Annotated in this window: 22 protein-coding genes; 12 read left to right on the forward strand and 10 right to left on the reverse strand. The window is 70.9% G+C overall.

Features of this window, described 5'->3' with window-relative positions; translation table 11 throughout:
• The first annotated feature begins 531 nt into the window (after nt 1-531).
• On the forward strand, nt 532-831 hold the full coding sequence (locus tag ACTRO_RS04300) for a hypothetical protein (protein ID WP_051450294.1): 300 nt from the start codon (nt 532-534) through the stop codon (nt 829-831).
• Between the two features lie 30 nt (nt 832-861).
• On the opposite strand, the gene ACTRO_RS04305 is transcribed toward ACTRO_RS04300, so the two are convergent.
• Nucleotides 862-1,977: a hypothetical protein gene (locus tag ACTRO_RS04305; RefSeq protein WP_169739814.1), complete on the reverse strand. Its 1,116-nt coding sequence runs from the start codon at nt 1,975-1,977 to the stop codon at nt 862-864.
• Between the two features lie 340 nt (nt 1,978-2,317).
• Here ACTRO_RS04305 and ACTRO_RS04310 point away from each other — a divergent pair, with 340 nt between their 5' ends.
• The 3 genes from ACTRO_RS04310 (at nt 2,318) to ACTRO_RS04320 (ending at nt 6,435) form a co-directional block, all read left to right on the forward strand.
• The gene (locus tag ACTRO_RS04310; RefSeq protein ID WP_051450295.1) at nt 2,318-3,136 is read left to right on the forward strand and encodes a DUF6928 family protein; all 819 of its coding nucleotides are present in this window, start codon (nt 2,318-2,320) and stop codon (nt 3,134-3,136) included.
• A 457-nt stretch (nt 3,137-3,593) separates the two neighbouring features.
• A complete protein-coding gene (locus ACTRO_RS46800) occupies nt 3,594-4,076 on the forward strand; it encodes a hypothetical protein (protein ID WP_157435751.1) in 483 nt (160 codons plus the stop codon).
• 259 nt (nt 4,077-4,335) lie between these two features.
• Nucleotides 4,336-6,435: a hypothetical protein gene (locus tag ACTRO_RS04320; protein ID WP_157435753.1), complete on the forward strand. Its 2,100-nt coding sequence runs from the start codon at nt 4,336-4,338 to the stop codon at nt 6,433-6,435.
• A 197-nt stretch (nt 6,436-6,632) separates the two neighbouring features.
• On the opposite strand, the gene ACTRO_RS04325 is transcribed toward ACTRO_RS04320, so the two are convergent.
• The 4 genes from ACTRO_RS04325 to ACTRO_RS04340 all read right to left on the reverse strand — a co-directional run bounded on the left by ACTRO_RS04325 (nt 6,633) and on the right by ACTRO_RS04340 (nt 9,601).
• A complete protein-coding gene (locus ACTRO_RS04325; RefSeq protein WP_211244092.1) occupies nt 6,633-7,265 on the reverse strand; it encodes a GrpB family protein in 633 nt (210 codons plus the stop codon).
• Between the two features lie 108 nt (nt 7,266-7,373).
• Complete coding sequence (locus ACTRO_RS04330) at nt 7,374-7,958, reverse strand: GNAT family N-acetyltransferase (RefSeq protein ID WP_034261285.1); 585 nt, start codon at nt 7,956-7,958, stop codon at nt 7,374-7,376.
• A gap of 255 nt (nt 7,959-8,213) precedes the next feature.
• Nucleotides 8,214-9,338, reverse strand: a complete 1,125-nt coding sequence (locus ACTRO_RS04335) for a hypothetical protein (protein WP_211244093.1) — start codon at nt 9,336-9,338, stop codon at nt 8,214-8,216.
• An 8-nt stretch (nt 9,339-9,346) separates the two neighbouring features.
• Nucleotides 9,347-9,601, reverse strand: a complete 255-nt coding sequence (locus ACTRO_RS04340; protein ID WP_157435757.1) for a hypothetical protein — start codon at nt 9,599-9,601, stop codon at nt 9,347-9,349.
• Between the two features lie 123 nt (nt 9,602-9,724).
• Between ACTRO_RS04340 and ACTRO_RS04345 the strand changes: the two genes are divergently transcribed.
• Nucleotides 9,725-10,624, forward strand: a complete 900-nt coding sequence (locus ACTRO_RS04345) for an aminoglycoside phosphotransferase family protein (protein ID WP_034261291.1) — start codon at nt 9,725-9,727, stop codon at nt 10,622-10,624.
• Nucleotides 10,625-10,664: 40 nt separating this feature from the next.
• On the opposite strand, the gene ACTRO_RS04350 is transcribed toward ACTRO_RS04345, so the two are convergent.
• A complete protein-coding gene (locus tag ACTRO_RS04350) occupies nt 10,665-11,297 on the reverse strand; it encodes a TetR/AcrR family transcriptional regulator (RefSeq protein ID WP_211244094.1) in 633 nt (210 codons plus the stop codon).
• Between the two features lie 169 nt (nt 11,298-11,466).
• On the opposite strand from ACTRO_RS04350, the gene ACTRO_RS04355 reads away from it, so the two are divergent.
• The 3 genes from ACTRO_RS04355 to ACTRO_RS04365 all read left to right on the forward strand — a co-directional run bounded on the left by ACTRO_RS04355 (nt 11,467) and on the right by ACTRO_RS04365 (nt 14,073).
• Nucleotides 11,467-12,438 carry a zinc-binding dehydrogenase gene (locus ACTRO_RS04355; protein WP_034261293.1) on the forward strand — a complete coding sequence of 324 codons (972 nt, stop codon included), beginning with the start codon at nt 11,467-11,469 and terminating at the stop codon, nt 12,436-12,438.
• 35 nt (nt 12,439-12,473) lie between these two features.
• Entirely contained in the window at nt 12,474-13,280 is an 807-nt protein-coding gene (locus tag ACTRO_RS04360; protein ID WP_157435759.1) for a DUF6193 family natural product biosynthesis protein, read from the forward strand.
• A gap of 148 nt (nt 13,281-13,428) precedes the next feature.
• The gene (locus ACTRO_RS04365; RefSeq protein WP_051450297.1) at nt 13,429-14,073 is read left to right on the forward strand and encodes a hypothetical protein; all 645 of its coding nucleotides are present in this window, start codon (nt 13,429-13,431) and stop codon (nt 14,071-14,073) included.
• A 5-nt stretch (nt 14,074-14,078) separates the two neighbouring features.
• On the opposite strand, the gene ACTRO_RS04370 is transcribed toward ACTRO_RS04365, so the two are convergent.
• Together ACTRO_RS04370 and ACTRO_RS04375 are read right to left on the reverse strand one after the other, a co-directional pair.
• Nucleotides 14,079-14,717 (reverse strand): 3'-5' exonuclease, encoded by a 639-nt coding sequence (locus tag ACTRO_RS04370; protein ID WP_051450298.1) that lies wholly within the window; start codon nt 14,715-14,717, stop codon nt 14,079-14,081.
• A gap of 154 nt (nt 14,718-14,871) precedes the next feature.
• Nucleotides 14,872-15,525, reverse strand: coding sequence for a class I SAM-dependent methyltransferase (locus ACTRO_RS04375; RefSeq protein WP_034261302.1), 654 nt, complete (start codon nt 15,523-15,525; stop codon nt 14,872-14,874).
• Nucleotides 15,526-15,627: 102 nt separating this feature from the next.
• On the opposite strand from ACTRO_RS04375, the gene ACTRO_RS04380 reads away from it, so the two are divergent.
• From ACTRO_RS04380 to ACTRO_RS04390, 3 genes are all read left to right on the forward strand, one after another.
• On the forward strand, nt 15,628-16,014 hold the full coding sequence (locus tag ACTRO_RS04380) for an RNA-binding S4 domain-containing protein (protein ID WP_034261304.1): 387 nt from the start codon (nt 15,628-15,630) through the stop codon (nt 16,012-16,014).
• A 153-nt stretch (nt 16,015-16,167) separates the two neighbouring features.
• The gene (locus tag ACTRO_RS04385) at nt 16,168-16,926 is read left to right on the forward strand and encodes a DODA-type extradiol aromatic ring-opening family dioxygenase (protein WP_034273075.1); all 759 of its coding nucleotides are present in this window, start codon (nt 16,168-16,170) and stop codon (nt 16,924-16,926) included.
• A gap of 80 nt (nt 16,927-17,006) precedes the next feature.
• Nucleotides 17,007-18,200, forward strand: a complete 1,194-nt coding sequence (locus tag ACTRO_RS04390) for a pyridoxal phosphate-dependent aminotransferase (protein ID WP_211244095.1) — start codon at nt 17,007-17,009, stop codon at nt 18,198-18,200.
• A 37-nt stretch (nt 18,201-18,237) separates the two neighbouring features.
• Here the strand turns inward: ACTRO_RS04390 and ACTRO_RS04395 are convergent, their stop codons facing one another.
• On the reverse strand, nt 18,238-19,251 hold the full coding sequence (locus ACTRO_RS04395; RefSeq protein WP_034261310.1) for an asparaginase: 1,014 nt from the start codon (nt 19,249-19,251) through the stop codon (nt 18,238-18,240).
• A gap of 68 nt (nt 19,252-19,319) precedes the next feature.
• On the opposite strand from ACTRO_RS04395, the gene ACTRO_RS04400 reads away from it, so the two are divergent.
• Nucleotides 19,320-19,772, forward strand: a complete 453-nt coding sequence (locus ACTRO_RS04400; protein WP_034261313.1) for an RpiB/LacA/LacB family sugar-phosphate isomerase — start codon at nt 19,320-19,322, stop codon at nt 19,770-19,772.
• A gap of 9 nt (nt 19,773-19,781) precedes the next feature.
• On the opposite strand, the gene ACTRO_RS04405 is transcribed toward ACTRO_RS04400, so the two are convergent.
• Nucleotides 19,782-21,161, reverse strand: coding sequence for an MATE family efflux transporter (locus ACTRO_RS04405; RefSeq protein ID WP_211244096.1), 1,380 nt, complete (start codon nt 21,159-21,161; stop codon nt 19,782-19,784).
• Nucleotides 21,162-21,206: the final 45 nt, after the last annotated feature.

Here is a 21,206-nt window from a genome sequence, read left to right on the forward strand (position 1 = left end):
CACGCTGGATGCCGTTGGACGACTGTCAGAAGCTGCCTGGCGGTTACTCGGCCTCTCGGCCTCGCGCCGTAGCTTCGGGGCACCCGGCCGAGACCGCGCCCGGTTGTTCCGGCCCATCCCTCGACTCATTACCGCATTACCGGTATCGATAATTCGTTAATTGTCCAAAACTGGGACCCGGACGGGCTTCACTGATGAGTCAACATAATCCCGGTTATGTTGTGCGGGCTTCTGGAGGACCGATTCTGCGCCCGACGGCGAGTGTCCGGACTCGACAGGTCTGACGCGGGCTCAGTGTGAGTCGGCAGTTCGTTGCCTCCGAGTGCGGGCCCGCACGCGAAACACCGTCACAAAAGATCAGCGAGCTGACCTGCACTGGAAGCTTGAAAACAAGCTCTGAGCCTTCCGCCGGACTTCGTAGCTCTGATGACGCGAGCGAACCTGTACCGAGCCTTAGACGGTGTCTCGTGCACATGCTGCGTCACGTTCGTCTCCGAGCTGCTCGCAGGCCCGGCCGAGCCCGGTGCGCGCATGATCCGGTTCCTCCTCGACCTTCAATTGCGCGCCGCCTGGTATCTGTACCTGCGCCCGGGTGGCGATTGCGTCGTCGTACAGTGCGACCACGACATCTCCCACGATCCCGGAGTGCTGTTCGGGCCCGACGGGAAGCCAGCCGAAACCCGGACAGAGGTCTACTGGTGCGCGCCGAACGTCGAGAGCTTCGCCTACCGCTTCTGGGCCGAGCACACCCTCTGGTTCGCGATCTTCGACCGCCTCCAAGCCCGCGATCTCCCCTCGGAACAGCGCGCATACCTGGCCCATTGCCTCTGAACCCATCGATCGGGGCGTCGCCCGATGGATTCAGCCATCGAAGAACTGCCAGGCCACATCGAGATCGGCGAGCTCGCTGAGCGCCGAGCGGTCCGAGGCGCCGAGCCAGAAGTGGTAAGAGCCGTCCTTCCCCTGGCCTCCTGAGGCGATCACCCCGGGAGCGACATAGAAGTCCATGTCGTAGCCGTACCAGCGAGCCGGCGCGAGGGGTACGCCGCGCAGACGTTCGATCAGACGTTGAGCTTCGCGTGCAGGCCGACGATTGAGAAGCGCGCAGTAAGGAGCGGACATCCCCGCTTCGTGTAGGGAGAACTGGATCAGGAAACCGCTCAGCGGCTCCGGCTCGGCGAGCGGCTCCACATCCTCGGTGGTCCAGATGGTCGGGTCGCCGTCCTCCGCGTACTGATCCAACGACCACTCGAAACAGCCCTGGTTCTCCCAGCCGAAGACCAAGGACCCGTCCGCAGGCTCCGTATAGAGCCGATCCGGCCCCATGATGTGGTTCTGGGTCCCGAGCACAACCGGACGGTTGTGCCGCTCGGGCCGGCCGTGGGCAAGCCGGTAGAGCGCAGCCAGCCTCGCGGGCACGCGCGCCGAAACGGCCGGCGGCAGCCCGGCTGCGGGGTCGGGCGGCCCGTACCACGAGGCGATGAACTCCTCCAGCGCTGCGGCCCGATCACACGCGAGCGTATCGAGCCAGCTCAGGTCCGGCACTGCCGGCGGTGCCGCCACGGGGCGTACCACGTCGAGGATGTGGCGTTCCAGCGGCGGGACGATGGCCATGTCCACCTCCCACAGCTCCTGCTTCCCGGAGAGGGTGCTCGTGATTGAACAAGCGCGGCGCCTTTCGAGCTTGCCCAGGTAGAGCGGATCGTCTCCGGAATCAAAGAGCAGGTGGGCGGGCAGGTGCTGTCGGGCCGGATCGGACAACTCGCCGGGCAGCGGGAGCCCGTCGTCACGCAGTCGGAACTCGGCGCTGGACCATACACACGACGAAGACTGTGAATCTCGCGAAGGGACGATGATCGCCGTTGCTGCTTCTCCAAGCAGGATCTGACACCCTCCACCTTCAAGCCGCTGGACGTGTACGCCGACCAAGTCCTGCAATTGTTCGGCGGTCGCCGCAGCCAGGGGTGTCAGGGGCATGACCGGAGCCTATCGAGAGACGCGACACTGGGAAATGATCAAGTTAAAGACGACGATCAAGATCATCTAATGCGTCCTTCCCGCAGGCTGAGCAACTTCCGTCGGTGCACCTTGTAGAGACGCTCCCAGACGTTGCCGAGTTGGCCCACATCCCGTGAGCTCGGGAGGCCTATGGCGCTGCCCAAGTCGAGGCCAACCGTTTCGGAGGCTGGGCCGCCAGCCCCGATCCGGCCCTCGCCGAGGCGGCAACCAAGCTTCTCGCCTGGTTCCCCGCAGCCTCACGTATCTCTTTGCCGATAGGGTGCCGCCCATCGAAGGTGATCCGACCCAGGGGGAAGCAGTGGGTGCCAAGACCGAGATACTGGCGTTCGCGGCCGGCGACATCACCGATGTGCTGCGTCGGCCCGGGGCATCCGATCCGGCAGCCGCCGAGGAGTTGGTGCGTCGCCTGGCGCCAGGCTGGCAGGTCGAGACCGCCGAGGGTGAGAGTCTCGCCGAGGCGACCTATCCGCCGAGGGACACGGTCTACGTGCTGAGCGTTCCGGGTCTCGATCTTGTGTGCGGGCTGAGTTTCCTACGCGGCGGCGGTTCGTCGCTGCCCGAGCATGTCCTCAGCGAAGGCGCCGGACGCCGAATCGTCTATCACCGGATGCACAGCGGCACCGACGGTGTCGAGATCGCGCTGTGGAATCAGGGAGCCCTGGTGCGCGCGATCGGCATCAACGGGGTGCAAGGCGTCGTGGAGGATGTCGGCGACCGGTTGCCGTTCGAGGAGCCGTTCTGGGCCGGCCAGCGCCCGCACGAGCCAGAGAGGTTCATCGTCGGAGCCGGTCCGAGCCCCTTCCCGACGCCGTTCCACCCGCTCACCTTCGGCAACGAGGCGGTTCGGGCGCTGTTCGGCTTCACCGTGGAAGGCCGCCGCGCACCCGACGACGTCGATCCGTGGGCGGTGCACCTGCGCGGGTTCCGCGTGACCGATCCGGATGCTCCAGCTCTGGCCGAACAGCAGGCGCAGATGCGCGAGGTCATGGCCAGAATGACGCGGACCTCCTACCGGATGGAGAAGGCGCCGGACGGCAGGATCGTCATAGTGCCCAGCGAGCCGAGTGATCTTCCGGCCCGGGCAGCTACCGACTCAGGCGGACCCGCCAACGTCTGACCGTACATCAGCCCAGATCTTCTCGAGCTCGGCCCGCGTGATCTCTTCCGTACGCGAGTCGTCGCGCCCAACCGTCGAGCGGGCCCTCGCGTCCCTAAGGTGCCTGTGGATTACTGCCAGCGCGCAAGGGAGTTGTAGCAGCGGGCCCGAGCGGTCTGACTGACTCGGACGAGGGCGGTGGAGGACCTGCCGTAAGACGTGCTGAAGACCTCGGGCAGCGTAGTCTTCGGTCAAGGGCTGCCTCTGACCTGCACGTGGACATTACATGCTCGTGCAGTGACACCGAGATGCTCTTTAGCCAGGACACGCTCGTGCGTCATCGCACTCAGTCCACCCGTCACCACACAGCCGCATGCTGGCGTACCGCTCATGTGACGTGGGGCGGGCGCGTCGGATCGTGGCCCTCAACTTGCGAAGATCGGTTGCCAGAGTGGCCCCGGCCGGGCACCATGGCTCCATGGCGATTCGGGGGAGTTTCCGCTGCGCGACGTGCGTGGTTGCGGCACTGGCGTTCACGGCAGGATGCTCGCCTTCATCGAGCCAGTCCGCGGTGGCCCATCACAATTACAGCTATCAAGCCGTTGTCGAGCCGTCGCCCTGGCACGCCGGCGACCTCATATCGGTGACGTGGACGCCCCAAAATAACGGATCCGTGACCAACGCGGCTCCTGCGCAGCTGCGGCTGGCGTTCGTGATCTACGGGCCGTTCTCCAGCGTTGCCGAGCTCAAGCGCGTTATGGCCGGTCCTTCGTCCGCATGGCCGGAGCCTGCCGCTAACGGCAGGACGGTCACGGCAGACAGCTGGTCCGGCACCACGACACACGGAACCCTGCAGTTGCCGAAGGATCTGAAGCCTGGCCTCTACGACACCCGGCAGCAGGTTTCCGTCGTCGGCGGCGGCGCGTCCTCCGGAGACGGCATCGTCACCGTCGTTGGATGACATCGACCGCGGATCTTCTCCGGACCCAGATTCATGGAGCTTGGACGGGCGAGCGTCCCGGCTCGGTGGTGACGGGTCGCCACTCGGGGGCCGCGGTGCGTCGCCCGTCCCCCGCCCCACCTGCGCCATATCCGCATTCTGCGATATCCAGGGCTATCGATTCGTTATCAGACATTCCTGTCAAGACTTGATCTTGCCCGGGTAGCCTACGTGCGCGGACTTTTCCGCGATCATGGACCAGGTTGAGGGGGAGCAAGACATGTCAGGCGAAGAGCCTGCGGACACGCCCGAGCGGGAGCCCGCAGTGGCGGACGTGGCTACGAACACAGCGATGGATGCGGCCGCGGCGCCGGCCGATGGATGGACGAGCCCGGACGGAGCAGCGCCGACGGCGGCGACGGCGCCCACGATGGCGGTGCCGGCGCCCACGATGGCGGTGCCGGTGGCGCAGCCGCAGGCTCCTGCCGCGGGCCAGCCCGGTTACGGTTACGGCATCCCACAGCCGTATCAGCACATGCCGTCTCCGGAGGAGATCCAGGCCGCTGTGGTGGCCACGCGCAAGCGCAAGCGCAGGCTGTGGACGTTGGCCGCGGTGGTGGCCGTGGTCGCGGTGGTCGGCGCCGGGGTGACGGTGTACGAGAACGAGCGCCACGGCGACTCCGTGGTCAGCGCAGTCACCTGCACGCCGTCGAAGCTCGTCTCGTGCCTGATCAAGCAGCCGGCCGGCGCCTTGACGCTGAGCGACACACCGACGTGGGACCAGGCCGCCGTCCCGACGGCCGACACCTTCGGCACGCATATGACCGCCGACGCCAAGGGCATGACGGATCAGTCATCGATTCTGGTGAGCGGTGACGGGGCGAACTCCTTCGCGCACACCGACTGGAACGCCGTCGACGGCAACGACGTCGACATGGTGCTGATCAAGTTCGACACGATCAAGGGCGCGCAGAGCTGGAACGCCACGCGCAACGGCGAGATCCTCGCCGCCTACCCCGGGCAGGCGGCGGCCGTTCCCGGCGACTCGGCCGAGAAGGCGCACGCCGCGGCCAAGGCCGACGCCACCGGGACCTTCCACGCGGCCTATTCGGCCGTGGTGGGGAACATGGTGCTGAACCTGTCGTACTCGAGCCCGAACACGTTCGACCCGGCGGACCTGCAGAACTGGGCCGGCACCGAGCTCACCTCGCTGTGGTCCGCGCCGGCACCGGCCAAGGACCCGGCCGACAGCACAGGCAACGGAACCGAGGACGTGGCCTGCCCCGACCTCAGAGCGTGCCTGCCGTCGATGCCGAGCGGATACGTGCCCTGGGGCGCCTCGGCCAACTCCGATTGGATCGGTGCCACAAGCCTGACCGTCAAGCAGTTTGTCGACGGCCGCTGGGACAAGAAGTCTCGATCGGAAGTGATCTCCGACCTCGAGGCAGACGATGTCACCGGCATCGTCCAGATCGACTGGGTGGACGCCTCCAGCCGGCAAGCCGACATCTATCTACTCAAGACGCTGACCCAGTCGGCCGCCACCGCGCTGTTCAACGAGTTCGACGAACCTTCCGATTTCGAGGGCTACATCAAGTCGAACGCCTACTCCACCGGCGCGACCGGCGTGGACGCATGGTATGGCAGCAGGGCGGATCCCGACGGCCTCGTCCAGTCGACCTTCACCGGGCAGGTCGGAAACATCGTCCTTGCGGGTTCGGTGAACTTCGAAGGGCACTTCGACAAGTCGCTGGCCGGCAAGTGGATCGCCGATGCCGTCAAGCGGGTGCAGGGAACGAAGTCGACCCAGCCGATCGGGCTGCCCTCACTCGCGACCCCGACGATCCAGATCCCGGCTCAGGGCTCGTGCGCCGCATCGGGCGACTGCCTGATGGCCCAGCCGTCCGACAGCAAGGACACGACGACGACGTCCAAGGTGGCGCGCACCAAGTCGGTCAGCGCCATGCAGTACTCGAGCGGCTACGAGAGCGACGAAACCATGCAGTACGACACGTGGCTCTCCTCGGACGGGTTCCAGAGCGCGGAACACCGCTCGTGGACATCCTCGTCGAGCGGGGCCAACGCCGAGGGCGCGCTGGTGAAGTTCGGCTCGCCGGCCGAAGCCCAGGCAGCCGCGCTACTCGAATACGGGCTGGGCACCGAGAACGACCGCGACTGCACGATCAGCTCGATCTCCAACGCCCTCTGCATGGCCACGCCCGTCGGGGTGAACGACTACTTCCAGATGGAGACCGTCACCGTGCTGGCATGGAAGGGCGACTACGAGGTCCGGGTCAACGTGACCATCTCAAACGAGGCTCAGGTCGCGCAGGCCTACGCCTGGGCCGAACAGCAGCTGGCAACGCTTCCCGCGAGCTGACCAGCGTTCACCGCACCGCGTGTCCGGCCGGTCCACCCGTCTACGGGTCAAACCGGCCGGACGCGCGCTCGCGTTCACGGGCGAGGGCGAGGGCGAGGGCGAGGGCGCGGGAAGCCCGAGGAAGACGCCCGCTGTGAAACGGCACCCGGGCGGGCCGGGCGCCAAGATCGTGGTCACACCTGGCGGCAAGCCACGCGTCATCGAGTACGGTCATCAGCATCCCCCACGTCCGAGCTGCGAAGCCGCCAGCCCGTCTCGCCCGCCCAGCGTTCTGCACTTGTCATCAGCACCTCCGTCGCAGGTGCCTTGATCTGGCCATAGTCGAGTAGATCGGGCACGCTCTGTGCCAAGCGCGTCTTGAACGCTCCCCAGCTGTGCCGGGCGCGTTCGTCCGCGCGCAGGAACTCGCGGAACAGCAGGGCGTAGCGCGTGTTCGGCCCGTCGTGCCGGCGCACGTGAACGTTGCAGGAACGGTCGCCGGCCGGCGGCGCGAACACCAGCTTGGGGCACTGCGCCCCCGCCGACACCTCAGTGCGGTTCCACGGCTCCGGACGGCAGCGGAACCCCAGCTTGGACATCAACGGCACGATGATGCGCTCATCGACCTCGGGAACGCGGATCTGCATGTCGATGCAGTTCTTCGCAGGCAGCCCGGGCACGGAGGTCGAGCCCACGTGGTCGATCGCCAGCGCCACAGAGTCGAGCACGCCGGCGATCTTGCGTGACAGGCCGTCGAACTCGATCGGCCAACGAGGGTCGTAGGCGGCGAGAACCACGCCATGAGAGGACAGCTCGTCAGGAAACGGCACCCGCCAGACCGTACCGATCACCGAGCTCTGTCTTCAAGGGGAGAAGCCCGCGGTGCTCGATGAGACCCACTGAGCAATGCTCCCGCGCGCGGTCAGCGGTCCAAGGTGTTCCAGTCCGCTGGGCGCAGCTCAGGCCGCTCGGATGCGGGCGTGCAGGTGCATATCGTGCCTGCCGTCGTCGTGTACGGCGGCGCTGCGTTTGGTGCCTTCGAGGATGTATCCCGCCTTCGCCGCGACCCGGCAGGACGCGTTATTGCGAGTGGAGTGGTCCAGGTACATCCGTTGGAAGCCGGCCTCGTTCAGCGCCCAGGCCGAAAGCGTTTCTACGGCGCGAGTCGCCAGGCCGGCGCCGCGGGCCTGCGGGAGCACCCAGTAGGCGACCCCGGCTATGCCGTCGTCGAAGTCCCAGCCGCGGGTGGCGATCCGGCCGAGCACTTCGCCGTCGGCTTGCGCTATCGCCCAGTGGCCGCCCCTCTCGGAGTTCCAGTCCTGCCGGCAGGCCTCGAACCATTGCTGAACGTCAGCCTCGGCGCGGGGGCGACGCGTGTGCCAGCGGCGGATCTCTTCGTCCTGGTAGGCGGCGAGGAACACGGGGATGTCGGCTGATTCCCAGGGCCGCAGCAGCACTCCGTTCCCGGCGTTCAGGACGGGCTGCGGTGAGCTGGAGAGCCGGCCGGACGGTATGACGGGCGGTGTCGATACGAGGCGAGTCATGAGTCATGATCCTGTGACGGCGGCCTTGCACGTCAAGGCCGCAGGGCGGCAAACCGGCAAGAGCCGGAGCGGGGCGGTCGCCTGCTGGTGCTCGACCGAACCACGGACGACCCGGACGACCCGGACGAACTGCTGTACTGGGCTTCTCCGGGCCGACCTTCAGCTTCGCCGCGCAGCTGGCGACCACGCGCCTAAGGAGCGGCGAGCAGTATCGAGTGACTCTTTGGCGACACCTGGCGCCGCCCCGCAAAGATCTCAGGGTTCGTTGCGTGGGAGGCCGGCGGCCGCGAGGTTCTGGGCAAGGTCTGCCATCTCGAGGTCGACGGCGAAGACCACGAAGTCGTCGGTGACCGGCATGATCGTCTGCCAGTCCAGCTCACCGAGGGAAACCGCGACGGCGCAGACCGTCTCGCGGCTTACTGCCACCTTCGACAGCCTGAGCTCCTGTGCGAGGAGACGGGCCGTATCCCGCACGGCGCTCATGTCGATGTCCGCGTAGCCGGTCATGTCGGCGGGGGACCAGACGATGTCTTCGCCATCACCGTCTTCGTCGTCACCTTCAGCGAGGAAAGCCTGGCGGTCCTCCTCCAGACCAACGTGGACCGTCACAGCGGAGGGGTCAAATCCGTCGGCGTACGCGAGCGCGACGCAGTACGCGGCTGCTTCGAGATCGAACTCCCGAACGGCTCGCAGTACCTGCACCCCGAGTTCCGCCTGGACAGTGCTGCGTGCCGCGTCTATCGAGAAGTCAGCCGGCGGGCGCTCATACAGCGTCTCGCCGAGGCGCCCGGGGTTGATGCTCGTCAGCCGAAGAAGGCCTTCGCCGTCGTACATTGCCTCGATACTGGCTTGGGGCGTCGGGTGACGCAGCGCGCCGGACGCGCGCTTGGCGTGCTGTACTTCGATGCGAACAACGCTGTTGTCGATGTAATCGTACGTCTCGATGTCGCCACCGAAGGTCGCGGCGGACGCGGTCGAGCGGATCCGGCCGGATTCGAGGAGATACTCGCGCAGGTAGATCCCTCGACCGTCCGCGTTGTAATGAGCCTCCTCGATGAGGTCGGCTCGGTACATCCGGAGGGTCTCGTAGACGAGCCGGCCGTTGAGGAACCCGCTGTATTCGAGCACGGTGACCACGCGGTCGTCGACATCGAAGCCGAGTTGATAATGATCCTGCGTCAGCGGCGGACGCCGGTCCAAGCGCCGGCCGGGCCGCAGGAGATTGCGCTCGTGCCACAACGGCTGCAGGTCGAACGCATCACCCTCGTACCACTCCCACCGGACCACCCCGGCGTACGCGGCAGCCCGGCGCGACTCACGCTCGTCGGCGAGGTGCGCGAACTTAGAGTCCAGGTCGGACAGGTCGGACAGGCTGGTCACGCGCCAGATCATAACCGCACCCTCGGACAACGATCCCAACGCTGCCCGATCAACTCGCCCATGGCGGAGACCTGCTGGATGGCCAGCGCGCCGGTGACGTCCGTGGCGGCCGCGTTCGCGTCGGCGACGCTCCAGTCGAGCGTGACGGTTGCGCCGCCCGAACTCTCGTCGACCGCGCTCTGCTCGAACGAGATCGACGTCAGCGCGATGCGGGTGGCGGCATCGGCCGGACCCGCGGCCGCGCAGACTCCTGTGATACCCATCGCGGCTACCGGGCCCACCGTAACAGGGCCCTACGACACGGTCGGTGTCCTTGAACCGTGGGACGCCCTCGGTTCCCGGCGCTCGCGCCGGACGGGACGGGCACCCGGGTACGGTGAGTGCCCATGACGGAATCCGAGATCAACGTCAGTGAAGATCTGGTCCGCGAGCTGCTGCGCGAGCAGCATCCGGACCTGGCCGGGCTGCCGATCCGCGAAGTGGCGGGTGGGTGGGGCAACCAGATGTGGCGCCTGGGGGACGACCTGGCCGTGCGGATGCAGCGGATGGACACCAGTTCCGATCCGCAGCTCAAGGAGCGGCGCTGGCTGCCGCTGCTGGCCTCGCGCCTGCCGCTGCCGATACCGACTCCGGTGCGCAGCGGGGCGCCGTCCGCGCTCTTCCCCAAGATCTGGACGGTCATGACCTGGGTCGAGGGCACGCCCCTGGACCACGAGCCGATCACGCGCGGCGAGCACGCGGCCGATGCGCTGGCGGCGTTCCTCAAGGCGCTGCATGTGGAGGCGCCGGCCGACGTCCCGGGACCGGCGGGCTTCGGCGTTCACCCCAAGGAGTGCACGGACGGGTTCGAGCACTTCATGCGGTCCGTGGACCTCGACTGCTTCGCCGAGGACGAAGTCAGGGCCGTGTGGGACGACGCGGTGGCGGCGTCGGAGTGGCGGGGGCCGGGGGTGTGGGTGCACGGCGACCTGCATCCGGCGAACGTCGTCGTCGCGGACGGCACGCTGGCGGGCGTCGTCGACTTCGGCGCGGTCTTCACCGGCGACCCGGCGTGGGACCTCGGGGCCGCCTGGCTGCTGCTGCCCGAGGGCGGCGCATCACGGTTCTTCGACGCCTACGGGCAGGTGGACGAGGCGACGTTCCGGCGGGCGCGCGGGCTGGCCGTGATGAAGAGCCTGTTCCTGCTGCTGATGGGCCAGAACGGGGACCGCGGCCTGCCCGGCGGCAAGCCGACCTGGGGGCCGGCGGGCCGCTCGGCCCTCGATCGTGTCCTGCGGGGGCTTTGACGACTTCGACTGTTCGGAAGCGGCGTGATCGATGGATCGATCACGCCGCGGGAGGCTGCGGGCCGCCGGCGTCACTGCGGGCGGTGTGCCAGCGGTTCTCGTAGTGCGCAGTGGTCGGGGGCGGGCCCGGCAGGGGGCTGGGTTCGGCGGTGAAGAGCCCGTCGATCGCGACGCCGAGCAGGCGCTGGTGCAGGATTCGGTCGGCGTCGTCGGCTTCGGCGACGGGGCTGGTGCGGGCGAACTGGCTGATCAGCCAGTTGATGTCCATCGGGGTGACGTCGGCGCGCAGCCGCCCGTCGCGGTGGGCGCGCTTGACGAGCCGGTCGTGCAGGTCGCGTGCCCGGAGGGCGAAGGACAACATCTCCGGCGTGGTCTCGATGGTGCCGGCCAGCGGGGAGAGGGAGCCGATGCGCAGGGCGACGCAGGTGCGGATGTATCCGGCCAGCGCGTCGGCGGCGTCGGGCAGTTCGAGCGCGTCGGTCGCCGCGTCGACGGCCTCTTGCATGGACAGCACGCACAGGCGCTGGAGCAGCTCGGTCTTGCTGCCGTAGCGGCGGTAGAGGCTGCCGATGCCCAGGCCCGCGCGGGCCGCGACGAGGGCGACGGAGGCCGAGGCGCCGTGGGCGGCGAACACCTCGCGCGCGGCGTCGAGCAGGAGCCGGTCGTTGCGCACGCCTTCGGCGTGACGCCCGCGCGGGCGCGCAGGATCAGCCGGGCGTGGAGGAGGGTCGGCGGGCACGGCTCGAGCCTAACGGATTGCGGAGCGGATCGCTCCGCTATAGATTTGCGGAGCGATCCGCTCCGGAAAGCGATCCGCTCCGAGAGAAACATGGAGGCGTGCGATGCAGGCGGTGGTGCTCTGCGAGTTCGGTCCCCCGGCCGCGCTCGGGTTCGTCGAGGACTGGCCCGAACCGGTGCTGGGGCCCGGGCAGGCGCTGGTGGACGTCGCGTACGCGGGCATCACCTTCGTCGAGACCCAGATCCGCGCTGGGCGTCCGCCGAATCCCGCGATGGCCCCGGCGCTGCCGGCCGTGCTCGGCAACGGTGTCGGCGGCGTGGTCACGGCGGTGGGCCCGGACGTCGACGAGGGCCTGGTAGGCACACGGGTAGTGGCTGCCGCGGGCGGGCGCGGCGGGTACGCCGAGTGGTGCGCAGTCCCGGTATCAGGGCTCGTCGCCGTTCCCGAGACACTCGCCCTCGATGCCGCGCTCGCCCTGCTGGCAGATGGGCGTACAGCGCTGGCGTTGGCCGACGCCGCCGAACCGCGGCCGGGCGAGACGGTGCTGGTGGAGGCCGCGGCCGGTGGCGTCGGCAGCCTCCTGGTCCAGCTCGCCGCACGCGCCGGCGCCCGGGTCATCGCGCTGGCCGGCGGGCAGCGCAAGCTGGAACTCGCCCGCGAACTCGGCGCCTACCTCGCCGTCGACTACCTCCAGCCGGACTGGGCGGCGACGGTCGCCGAGCAGGTCGGCACGCTCGATGTGGTCTACGACGGCGTGGGCGGCGGAGTCGGGCGGGAGGCGTTCGAACTGCTGGCCGCCGACGGCCGATATGCCGGGTTCGGCATGGCGAGCGGGAGCTTCGCGGACATCCCGGCCGGGCACAGGCCGGATGTGGCACGTGTCAGTTCAGGCCCGCTCCCGCCCGAACGAAGCGCGCAGCTCACCCGCCGCGCACTCGACCTCGCAGCCGAAGGCGTGCTGCGCCCCGTCATCGGCCAGCGCTTCCGCCTCGACCAGGCCGCGGACGCACACGCGGCGATCGAGTCCCGCGCCACCATCGGCAAGACACTCCTCGTCGTCGAGGGAGAATTCTGACCGCAGAAGCCTGATACGGGGGCACAATGCTCGGCATGGAGCAGACGGCGGGCCGGCATCTCAGCGTGGTCGATGCGCATCATGAGTTCTACGAGGACGTCGTCGCGGCCGGCGGCCTTCTTCCGGCCCTCTTGCAGGTGGGCGCGGACCTGGGACTGGATCTCGGCACGCCCGTGCCGGTGCCGGACGGATCCCTCGACGAGGTGTGGTTGCGGGCGCCGACCCCCAGCCGCGCCGACCTGGTGGTCTCAGCCCACGGATTCGAACGCTGCTTCAGCCTCGACAACCGCGAATCCGGCATCGCGCACGCCCGCGGGCGCACCCCGGATCTGACGGCGGTGGCCAGGGCCGTGGCCGCGTGGTGCGCCGGCGCCGACCCGCGCCGGATGAAGGCCGCCGCCGCCTTCATCGAGCTGCCGGCCATGGCCGAGGCCCTCGCGACCGGCTCGGTGGAGCTCGCGGTGGAGGAGAACTGGCAGCGGCGGAGGGGAAACTGGCAGAGGAGAAGGGACGGTGCGCCGGGGGAGAAGTGGCGCAGGCGCGGAGCGATCACCGGCTTGTGCGCCCTGTTCGACGCCGCCTACGCCGAGCCGCGCCTGCGCCGCTTCTACGCCGTCACGAGTCATTTCAACCTGTGGTTCAGCCGCTGCACCGACTTCCCGTTCGACTGCGTCGGCGCCGTGATCGAGCCGCACGACGACGGGAGCTATCGGGTGTGGCGGCGGCCGAACCGCGATGCCCACGACGAGTTCGACAATCCGCGGGCCGCCGTCGCGCGCGCCGTCGAACTCCTGCCCCCGGACTGCGACGGCGCGGTCCTCGGCACCCTCTCAGACGCCTGAGGCGCCGCCCGGAAGGCCTCCGCGCCCGAGGGACCGGTCCCTTCTTCCCCGTGTTTCCATGCTTATCAGGCTACTCAGCCTGCTTGGCACGATTTGTCGAGCCTTCGCCGACGGGGCGCCGGCGGGGCACGGAACCGGGAGGGACATCATGTACAGGAAGAGTTGGGCGCACCTCGCGCTCGCCGGCGCGGTACTCGCCACGGCGTCCGCCTGCGGCAGCGGCAGCGGCAGCGCGGGCCACGGCGGCGGCGGTACGTCGTCGACCGGGCGTACGTCGTCGACCGGGCGTACGGCCGCGGCCGCCGCGTCGTCCGGGAGCCACACGGCCGGGTTCGCCTCCGTCACCACCGGCTGCGTCCTGCCGGCGAAGACGGTGGCGCGCCTGAGCGAGCGCGACGTCTCGCAGGCCGAGTCGATCCAGATGACGCTGACGACCTCGGCGAGCGCGGCGCACGGCTGCATGTATTCGGGCACAGAGCACGGCTCGACCGTGCTGGTCGGCATCGGCTACGAGCCGACCCGGCCCGGCGCCACCGCGCTGCAGTACCTCGCGGAGAACAAGCTGGCGCAGGATCAGACGATGCTGCTGGCGCAGCGGGACGTGCCGGGTCTGGGCGACGCGGCGAAGGTCGGTACGGCCACGATCGAAGGCGAGACCATCGACGTCGTCTCGCTCGTCCAGATCCACGCCGGCACCGTCGCCGACATCTCGGTCACCGTCAGCGGGACGTCAGTGTCCGAGGACGACTCGATCGCGCTGGCCCGCGCGGTGCTGGCGGCCGTCTACCACTGACCCGTCTACCACTGACTCGCCTCCCGCTGGCCGGGCGCGCGCCCCGCGCCGCGCGGGTAGAGCGGCTTCGCGGTGCTCGACTCGTGCGAGTACGGCTCGCGGGGGGCGGGGATCGCGCGGGCCGGTTCGGGCAGGCACTGGCCGCGGCGGATGAAGTGGGCCAGCAGGTGCGCGGTGGCGATCGTGTCGCCGAGGGCCTGGTGGGCGCCGACGAGGTCGATGCCAAGGAACGCGCAGCAGTCGCCGAGGGTGTGGTGGGCCAGCGGCAGGTGACGGTTCGCCAGCTGCCAGGTGCACAGGCCGCCGGTGAACGCGCTCGTCTCGATGCCCGACCAGGTGAAGTGGGCGTTGAGGAAACGGCCGTCGAACTGGGTCAGGCGGTGGGCGACCGGGACGCGGCCGGCGAAGAGGCTGTAGAGGTGGCGGGCGAGGGAGGCGAAACTGGGCGCCGCCTGCACCATCGCCGTGTCGATCCCGTGCACACGGGTCGGGCCGACGTCCCCGCCGCGCGGGCGCAGCAGGGTGTCCCATGTGCCGGTGATCTCGCCGTCCAGGTCCACGTGCACGACCGCGATCTCGACGATCGAGTCCTCGTGCAGCCGGAAGCCGGTGGTTTCGATGTCGAAGACGGCGTATCCGTTCAACGAGCCGCTCCCCGCCTTCTGATCCGCGTCGATCCGGGCTCGATGCTGTCCGGGTTCGTGGCTCGTAGTGTACGGGCGGCGCCGCGCACCGACACCTCGCCGCGCCGCGCCGCCGATCCGGACGTCGCGCCTGAACCTCGCGCCTGAGACAGGGTCAGGCCGGGCGCGGGTAGAGCACGTCATAGCCGATGAACTCGAACATGCTGCCGCCCGGCTCGAGCGGCACGGGCTCGGCGACGCGCCGGTGCGCCCCGACGAACAGGTCGAGCTCTTCGGGGCTGCGGAAGACCTCTGCGAATCCTTCGCGCTCGAACCAGGATGCGACGGCCGGGACCATGGCGGGGTCGGCGCGGCGGCCGCGGGTCCAGACGACCGTGCCGCCGCGCGCGCACAGCCCGGCGCTGGTGCGCACGGTGCGCTCGATGTCGGCCGGGACGATGTTGCCGAAGATCCCGCACAGCAGCACCAGGTGCGCGGGGGCGAGGTCGAGGTAGTGGTCGGTCAGCGCGGCGTCGCCGGTGACGACTTCGACGCCGTCGAGCCCGGCCTTCGCGGCCAGCTCGCGCGCGGCCTCGGTGTTGCCCGGGTCGAGCTCGACCAGGCGGGCCCGGACGTCGCGGCCGCGCGGATGCTCGGCGAGCACGGGGATCAGGTCCCTGCCTTGGCCGGCGCAGGCACTCACCGCGCGCAGCGGCCCGGGCGGGGCCTCGTCGAGCGCGGTGCGGATGCACGCCTGTATCGTCTCGAGCCGCACGACGAACGGGGATTCGGGGTTGTCGTACCGGTCGTGCCAGTTCTTCCAGTCCATGACGGGATCGTAGGGCGCGGATCTCGCCGGGCCGCAGCCATTTATTCGGCCGCGATTTATTCGGCTGCGTGACGGGGCGGCGGATCGGGTAACGTCGCGGGCATGGTCGAGAACGACGCGGCGTCCGGGAACGTGCGCCTGGACGCGTGGATCTGGTCGGTGCGCCTGGCCAAGACCCGCTCCCAGGCCGCGGACGCCTGCAAGGGCGGGCACGTGCGCGTGAACGGGGACAAGGTCAAGCCGGCGCAGGCGGTCAAGATCGGCGACCAGGTGCGGGTGCGCCGCTCGGACGGCTGGGAGCGCACCGTCACCGTCACGAAGCTGATCTCCAAGCGGGTCGGTCCGCCGGCCGCGGCCGAGTGCTACACCGACGAGAGCCCCCCGCCCCCGCCGCGCGAGTTCGCCGGGCCGACCGCGGTGCGCGAGCGCGGAGCCGGACGCCCGACCAAACGCGAGCGGCGCGAGGTGGACCGGCTGCGCCACCGCTGAGGCCGCCGAGCGTCGATCACCGCCGGCCGTCGACAATCGCCCCAGGGCGGCGCGCGCGCCCGGACCCGGTCGGCTAACGTCGTGGGCATGAGCGAAGCCGCGCCGCACGCCACCGTCGTCCCGCCGGTCCCGCAGGTGCCCGCCTCGGGCCGGATGCCGGCGCTCTACCTGAGCCACGGGGCGCCGCCGCTGGCCGACGACCCGGTGTGGCCGGGGCAGCTGGCGGCCTGGTCGGCGGCGCTGCCGCGGCCGAGCGCGATCCTGATGGTCTCCGCGCACTGGGAGGACGCGCCGCTCGCGCTCGGCGCGGTGCGCACGATGCCGCTGGTCTACGACTTCTGGGGTTTCCCGCGGCACTACTACGAGGTCGGCTACCCGGCGCCGGGCGCGCCCGGGCTGGCCGAGCAGGTCCGGGCGCTGCTGCGCACTGCGGGCCAGCCGGTGCAGGACGTGGCGGACCGGGGCCTTGACCACGGCGCGTACGTGCCGCTGGTGGAGATGTATCCGCACGCCGACGTCCCGGTGCTGCAGATCTCGCTGCCGAGCTTGGACCCGGTGGCGCTGTTCGAGGTGGGCCGCCGGCTCGCGCCGCTGCGCGACGAGGGCGTGCTGATCGTCGGCAGCGGTTTCTTCACCCACAACCTCGCCGCCCTGACTCGGGACGGGTCCGTGGCGGCGGCGATGGCCGAGTTCGACGCGTGGGGCCGGGAGGAGCTGGACGCCGGCCGGATCGACGCCCTGCTCGACTTCGCCCACCGCGCCCCGGCCGCCCACGCCGCGCATCCGCGCACCGAGCACTTCGCGCCGCTGTTCGTCACGCTCGGCGCCGGGGAGGCGGACCTGGGCAGCCAGCGCAGCGTGATCGACGGGTTCTGGATGGGCCTGGCCAAGCGCTCGATCCAGCTGGGCTGAGCGCGCGCCGCGGCCTCGCAGCCGGGCGCTAGGGTGGCAGCGACCCGACCTGACCGTGCGCCGAGGGAGCCTTGAAGACCGTGACCGCCGACCGACCGCTGCTCAACCGCCGTCTCGCCGAGTTCGGCACGACCATCTTCGCGGAGATGTCGCAGCTGGCCACGGAGACCGGCGCGATCAACCTGGGCCAGGGCTTCCCGGACACCGACGGTCCCGCGCCCGTGCTCGAGGCGGCCCGGCGCGCGATCGCAGAGGGCCGCGGCAACCAGTACCCGCCGGGCGCGGGCGTGCCGGAGCTGCGCCGCGCGGTGGCCGCGCACCGCGAGCGCCGCTATGGGCTGCGCTACGACCCGGACCGCGAGGTGCTGGTGACGGCGGGGGCAACCGAGGCGATCGCGGCGGCGCTGCTCGCGCTGCTCGAGCCCGGCGACGAGGTGATCGCGCTCGAGCCGTACTACGACTCGTACGCGGCGTGCATCGCGATGGCCGGGGCCCGGCGGGTGCCGGTGACGCTGCGCCCGGACGGGGACCGGTTCGTGCTCGACCTCGACGAGCTGCGCGGCGCGGTCACCGACCGGACCCGGCTGATCCTGCTCAACACCCCGCACAACCCCACCGGCACCGTCCTGCCGCACGAGCAGCTCGCCGCGATCGCGGCGCTGTGCGTGGAGCGGGACCTGCTGGTGGTGACCGACGAGGTCTACGAGCACCTGGTGTTCGACGGGCTCGCGCACCGGAGCCTGGCCGAGCTGCCGGGGATGCGCGAGCGTACGGTGGCGATCTCCTCGGCGGGCAAGACCTTCTCGGTGACCGGCTGGAAGGTCGGGTGGGTGTGCGCGAGCCCGGAGCTGACGACGGCAGTGCGCACGGCCAAGCAGTTCCTCACCTACGTCGCCTCCGGCCCGTTCCAGTACGCCGTGGCCGAGGCGCTCGCGCTGCCGGACGCGCACTTCGACGCCCTCGCCGCGGACCTGCAGGCCAAGCGGGACCTGCTCTCGGGCGCGCTGCGCGACGCCGGGTTCGGGGTGATGCGCTCGCAGGGGACGTACTTCGTGACCGCGGACATCCGGCCGCTCGGGCTTCCCGGCCCGGAGGGCGTGGACGGCGAGGCGTTCTGCCGGGCGCTGCCGCACCGCGCGGGCGTGGTGGCGATCCCGAGCCAGGTCTTCTACGACCACCGCGGCGCCGGCGCCCCGTATGTGCGCTTCGCGTTCTGCAAGCGGCCCGAAGTGCTGGCCGAAGCCGCCTCCCGGCTCAAGGCACTCGCCCGCTGAACCAGGCCGCCACGGCCCCGGCCCGGCCGCAGCCGGCTTATCCGTGCTCGTCGAACGCGGCGCGCACCCGCGCGTCGTCGGCTCCGGCGGCCAGCAGGGTGCGCAGCAGGATCCTGGCTTTGTACGGGCCGAGCCGGCCGCCGTTGATCAGGCCCCTGCGCTGCAGGTCGGTCTCGGCGCCGGGCGCGCCGTAGGTGTTGCGCAGCACGGGCCCGGCGCCGGTGCGGGAGGTGAGCACCACCGGGATGCGCGCGGCCAGCTCGCCGAGCGCGGGCGCGGTGCGCCCGGGCACGTGCCCGACCCCGAATCCGGCCACGACCAGGCCCGCGACGTGCGGGGCGAACCCCGCCAGGGACGTATCGTCGTCCTCGTCGAGCACGAAGGTGTGCACGGGCACGCGCGTGGCGGCGAAGGCGCCGGCGGACGGCGCGGGCAGCGGGGCTCGGCGCGGCGGGCGCGTGAGGATGCGCACCCGGTCCTCCTCCAGGTGCCCGACCGGGCCGGTCTCGGGCGAGCGGAACGTGGCGGTGGAGGTGGCGTGCGTCTTGCGGACGTAGCGGGCCGGGTGCAGCTCGTCGTCGAAGGCGACGAGCACGCCGAGGCCGCGCGCCTGCGGGGCGGCGGCGGTGCGCACGGCCGCGAGCAGGTTCGCCGGGCCGTCGGCGCCGGCGAGGGTGGGGTTGCGCATCGCGCCGGTGAACACCAGCGGCTCCTCGTGCGCCCAGAGCAGGTCGGCGAGGAACGCGGTCTCCTCCAGCGTGTCCGTGCCCTGCGTCACCGCGACCCCGGCCGCCCCCTCGCGCACCGCCTGCCCGGCGCGCTCGACGAGGTCGGCGATCTGAGCGAAGGTCAGGTCGGCGCTCGGGTGGCGGGTGACATCCTCGATCCGCAGCCGCGTGCCGCCCTCGGTGAGCAGCGCGTCGAACCCGGGCACCGTAGCGGCCAGGTCCGCACCGCTCAGGCGCGCCACCACCGTGCCGCCGGGCCCGGAGGTGGTCCCGGCCATGGCGATGGTGCCGCCGAGGGTGTAGAGCACGACCTCATCAGGCATCGCAGGCCCCTTCCGTATCCGAGTGTTTCCACCCTAGCGCGGCGGGCCCGGGGGTTTAGGATCACCGTATGCGCATCTCCGTGGCCGCCGACACCCGCGACGGCATCGCCCCGCTCCTGCCGGCCGCGCTGACGCGGCTCGGCCACCAGGTCACGGCGCACGGCGCGCTCTCCGGGACGCGGGCCGCGCACGACGCGGCGTGCGTGTGGTCCGCGTGCGCGCGCGAGGCCGCGCGGGATGTGGCCGAGGGCCGCGCGGATCAGGCCGTGGTGGCCTGCTGGACCGGAACCGGCGCCTCGATCGCGGCGAACAAGGTCCCCGGGGTGCGCGCGGCGCTGTGTACGGACGCGACCACCGCCGCCGGCGCGCGCCGCTGGAACGACGCGAACGTGCTGGCTCTGAGCCTGCGCCTGCTGTCCGAGCCGGTGCTCGAGGAGATCCTCGAAGCCTGGTTCGCCGCGGCGCCGAGCACCGAGCCCGAGGACGTCGCGGCCCTCGCGCTGCTCGAGCAGGCTCCCTGAGCCCGGGCCCTAACCCTCCCCGGACGCCCCGACGCGCAGCCACCGGGTGCCGCGGGCCCGGACCCACAGGAACGCCAGGCGCACGAGCGTGAACAGCCCGATCGCGCCCCACAGCCCGGTCAGCCCCCACCCGGCGCCGAGCACGAGCGCGAGCGCGCCGAGGAAGACCGCGGTGCACGCCAGCGACGCCCAGGCGAGGTAGGTCGCGTCGCCGGCGCCGATGAGCACGCCGTCGAGGACGAACACGACACCGGCGACCGGCTGGAACGCCGCGGCGAGCACGAGCGCGGGGATCAGGGCGTGGCGCACCGCCGGATCGCCCGTGAACGCGCCGGCGAGCACGGGGCTCAGGGCGAGCAGCCCGATCCCGGTGACGGCGCCGAAGCCCAGGCCCCATCGGTTCATCCGCGCGACCACGGCCCGCACCTGCCCGGTGCGCCCGGCCCCGAGCTCGTGGCCGACCAGCGCCTGGGCGGCGATGGCGAGGGCGTCGAGGGCGAGCGCGAGGGTGGACCAGAGGTTCGCGGCGATGGTGTGCGCCGCGAGCGCGACCGTGCCGAGCGACCCGGCCGCCCACACCCCGGCCAGCAGGTAGACGCGCAGCCCGACCGTGCGGGTGAGCAGCGCGGCGTTCGCCGACAGGGACGCGCGCAGCGCCCCGAGCTCCGGGCGCAGCGGGAGCTGCTCGGCGCGCGCGGCCCGGCGGGCGGTGCGCACGTAGGCGAGCGCCATGCCGCTCTGCACGAGCGCGGTCCCGGCCGCGGACCCGGCGATGCCCCACCCGACGGGGTAGACCAGCAGCCAGTTCAACGCCGTGTTCGCCACCGCGGCCACGCCCGCGACGATCAGCGGGGTGCGCATGTCGTGCAGGCCGCGCAGCAGCCCGGTCGCGGCGAGCACCAGCAGCATCCCGGGTAGTCCGGCGGAGCTGATGCGCAGGTAGGTCTCGGCGTAGGGGGCGGCCTGGTCGGTCGCCCCGAGCAGGCGCACGATGGGTCCGGCGGCCAGCGCCCCGATCACCCCGAGCACGGCGCCGAGCCCGGCCGCCAGGTACATCCCGTCGATCCCGCGCGCCAGCGCCTCGCGCCGCCGCCCGGCTCCCATCAGCCTGCTGACCTGCGCGGTGGTGCCGTAGGCGAGGAACACGCAGACGTTGACCAGGGTGCTGAGCGCGGCGCCGGCGGTGCCCAGGCCCGCCAGCTGCGCGGGTCCGAGGTGCCCGACGATGGCGCTGTCGGCGAGCACGAACAGGGGCTCGGCCACCAGCGCGCCGAGCGCGGGCAGCGCGAGCGCGAGGATCTGGCGGGCCGAGACGTGCGACGCGTCGCGCAGGGCGGCGGCCGCGGCCGGGCTCTCGGCCTCCTGCGCGGGTATCGGCTCGGGGCTCACGGCGGGATCTTCCCACACGCCCCGCGTGGACGATCAAGCGCGCGG

Origin of the sequence: Actinospica robiniae DSM 44927 (genome assembly GCF_000504285.1) — a bacterium.
Lineage (GTDB): Bacteria > Actinomycetota > Actinomycetes > Streptomycetales > Catenulisporaceae > Actinospica > Actinospica robiniae.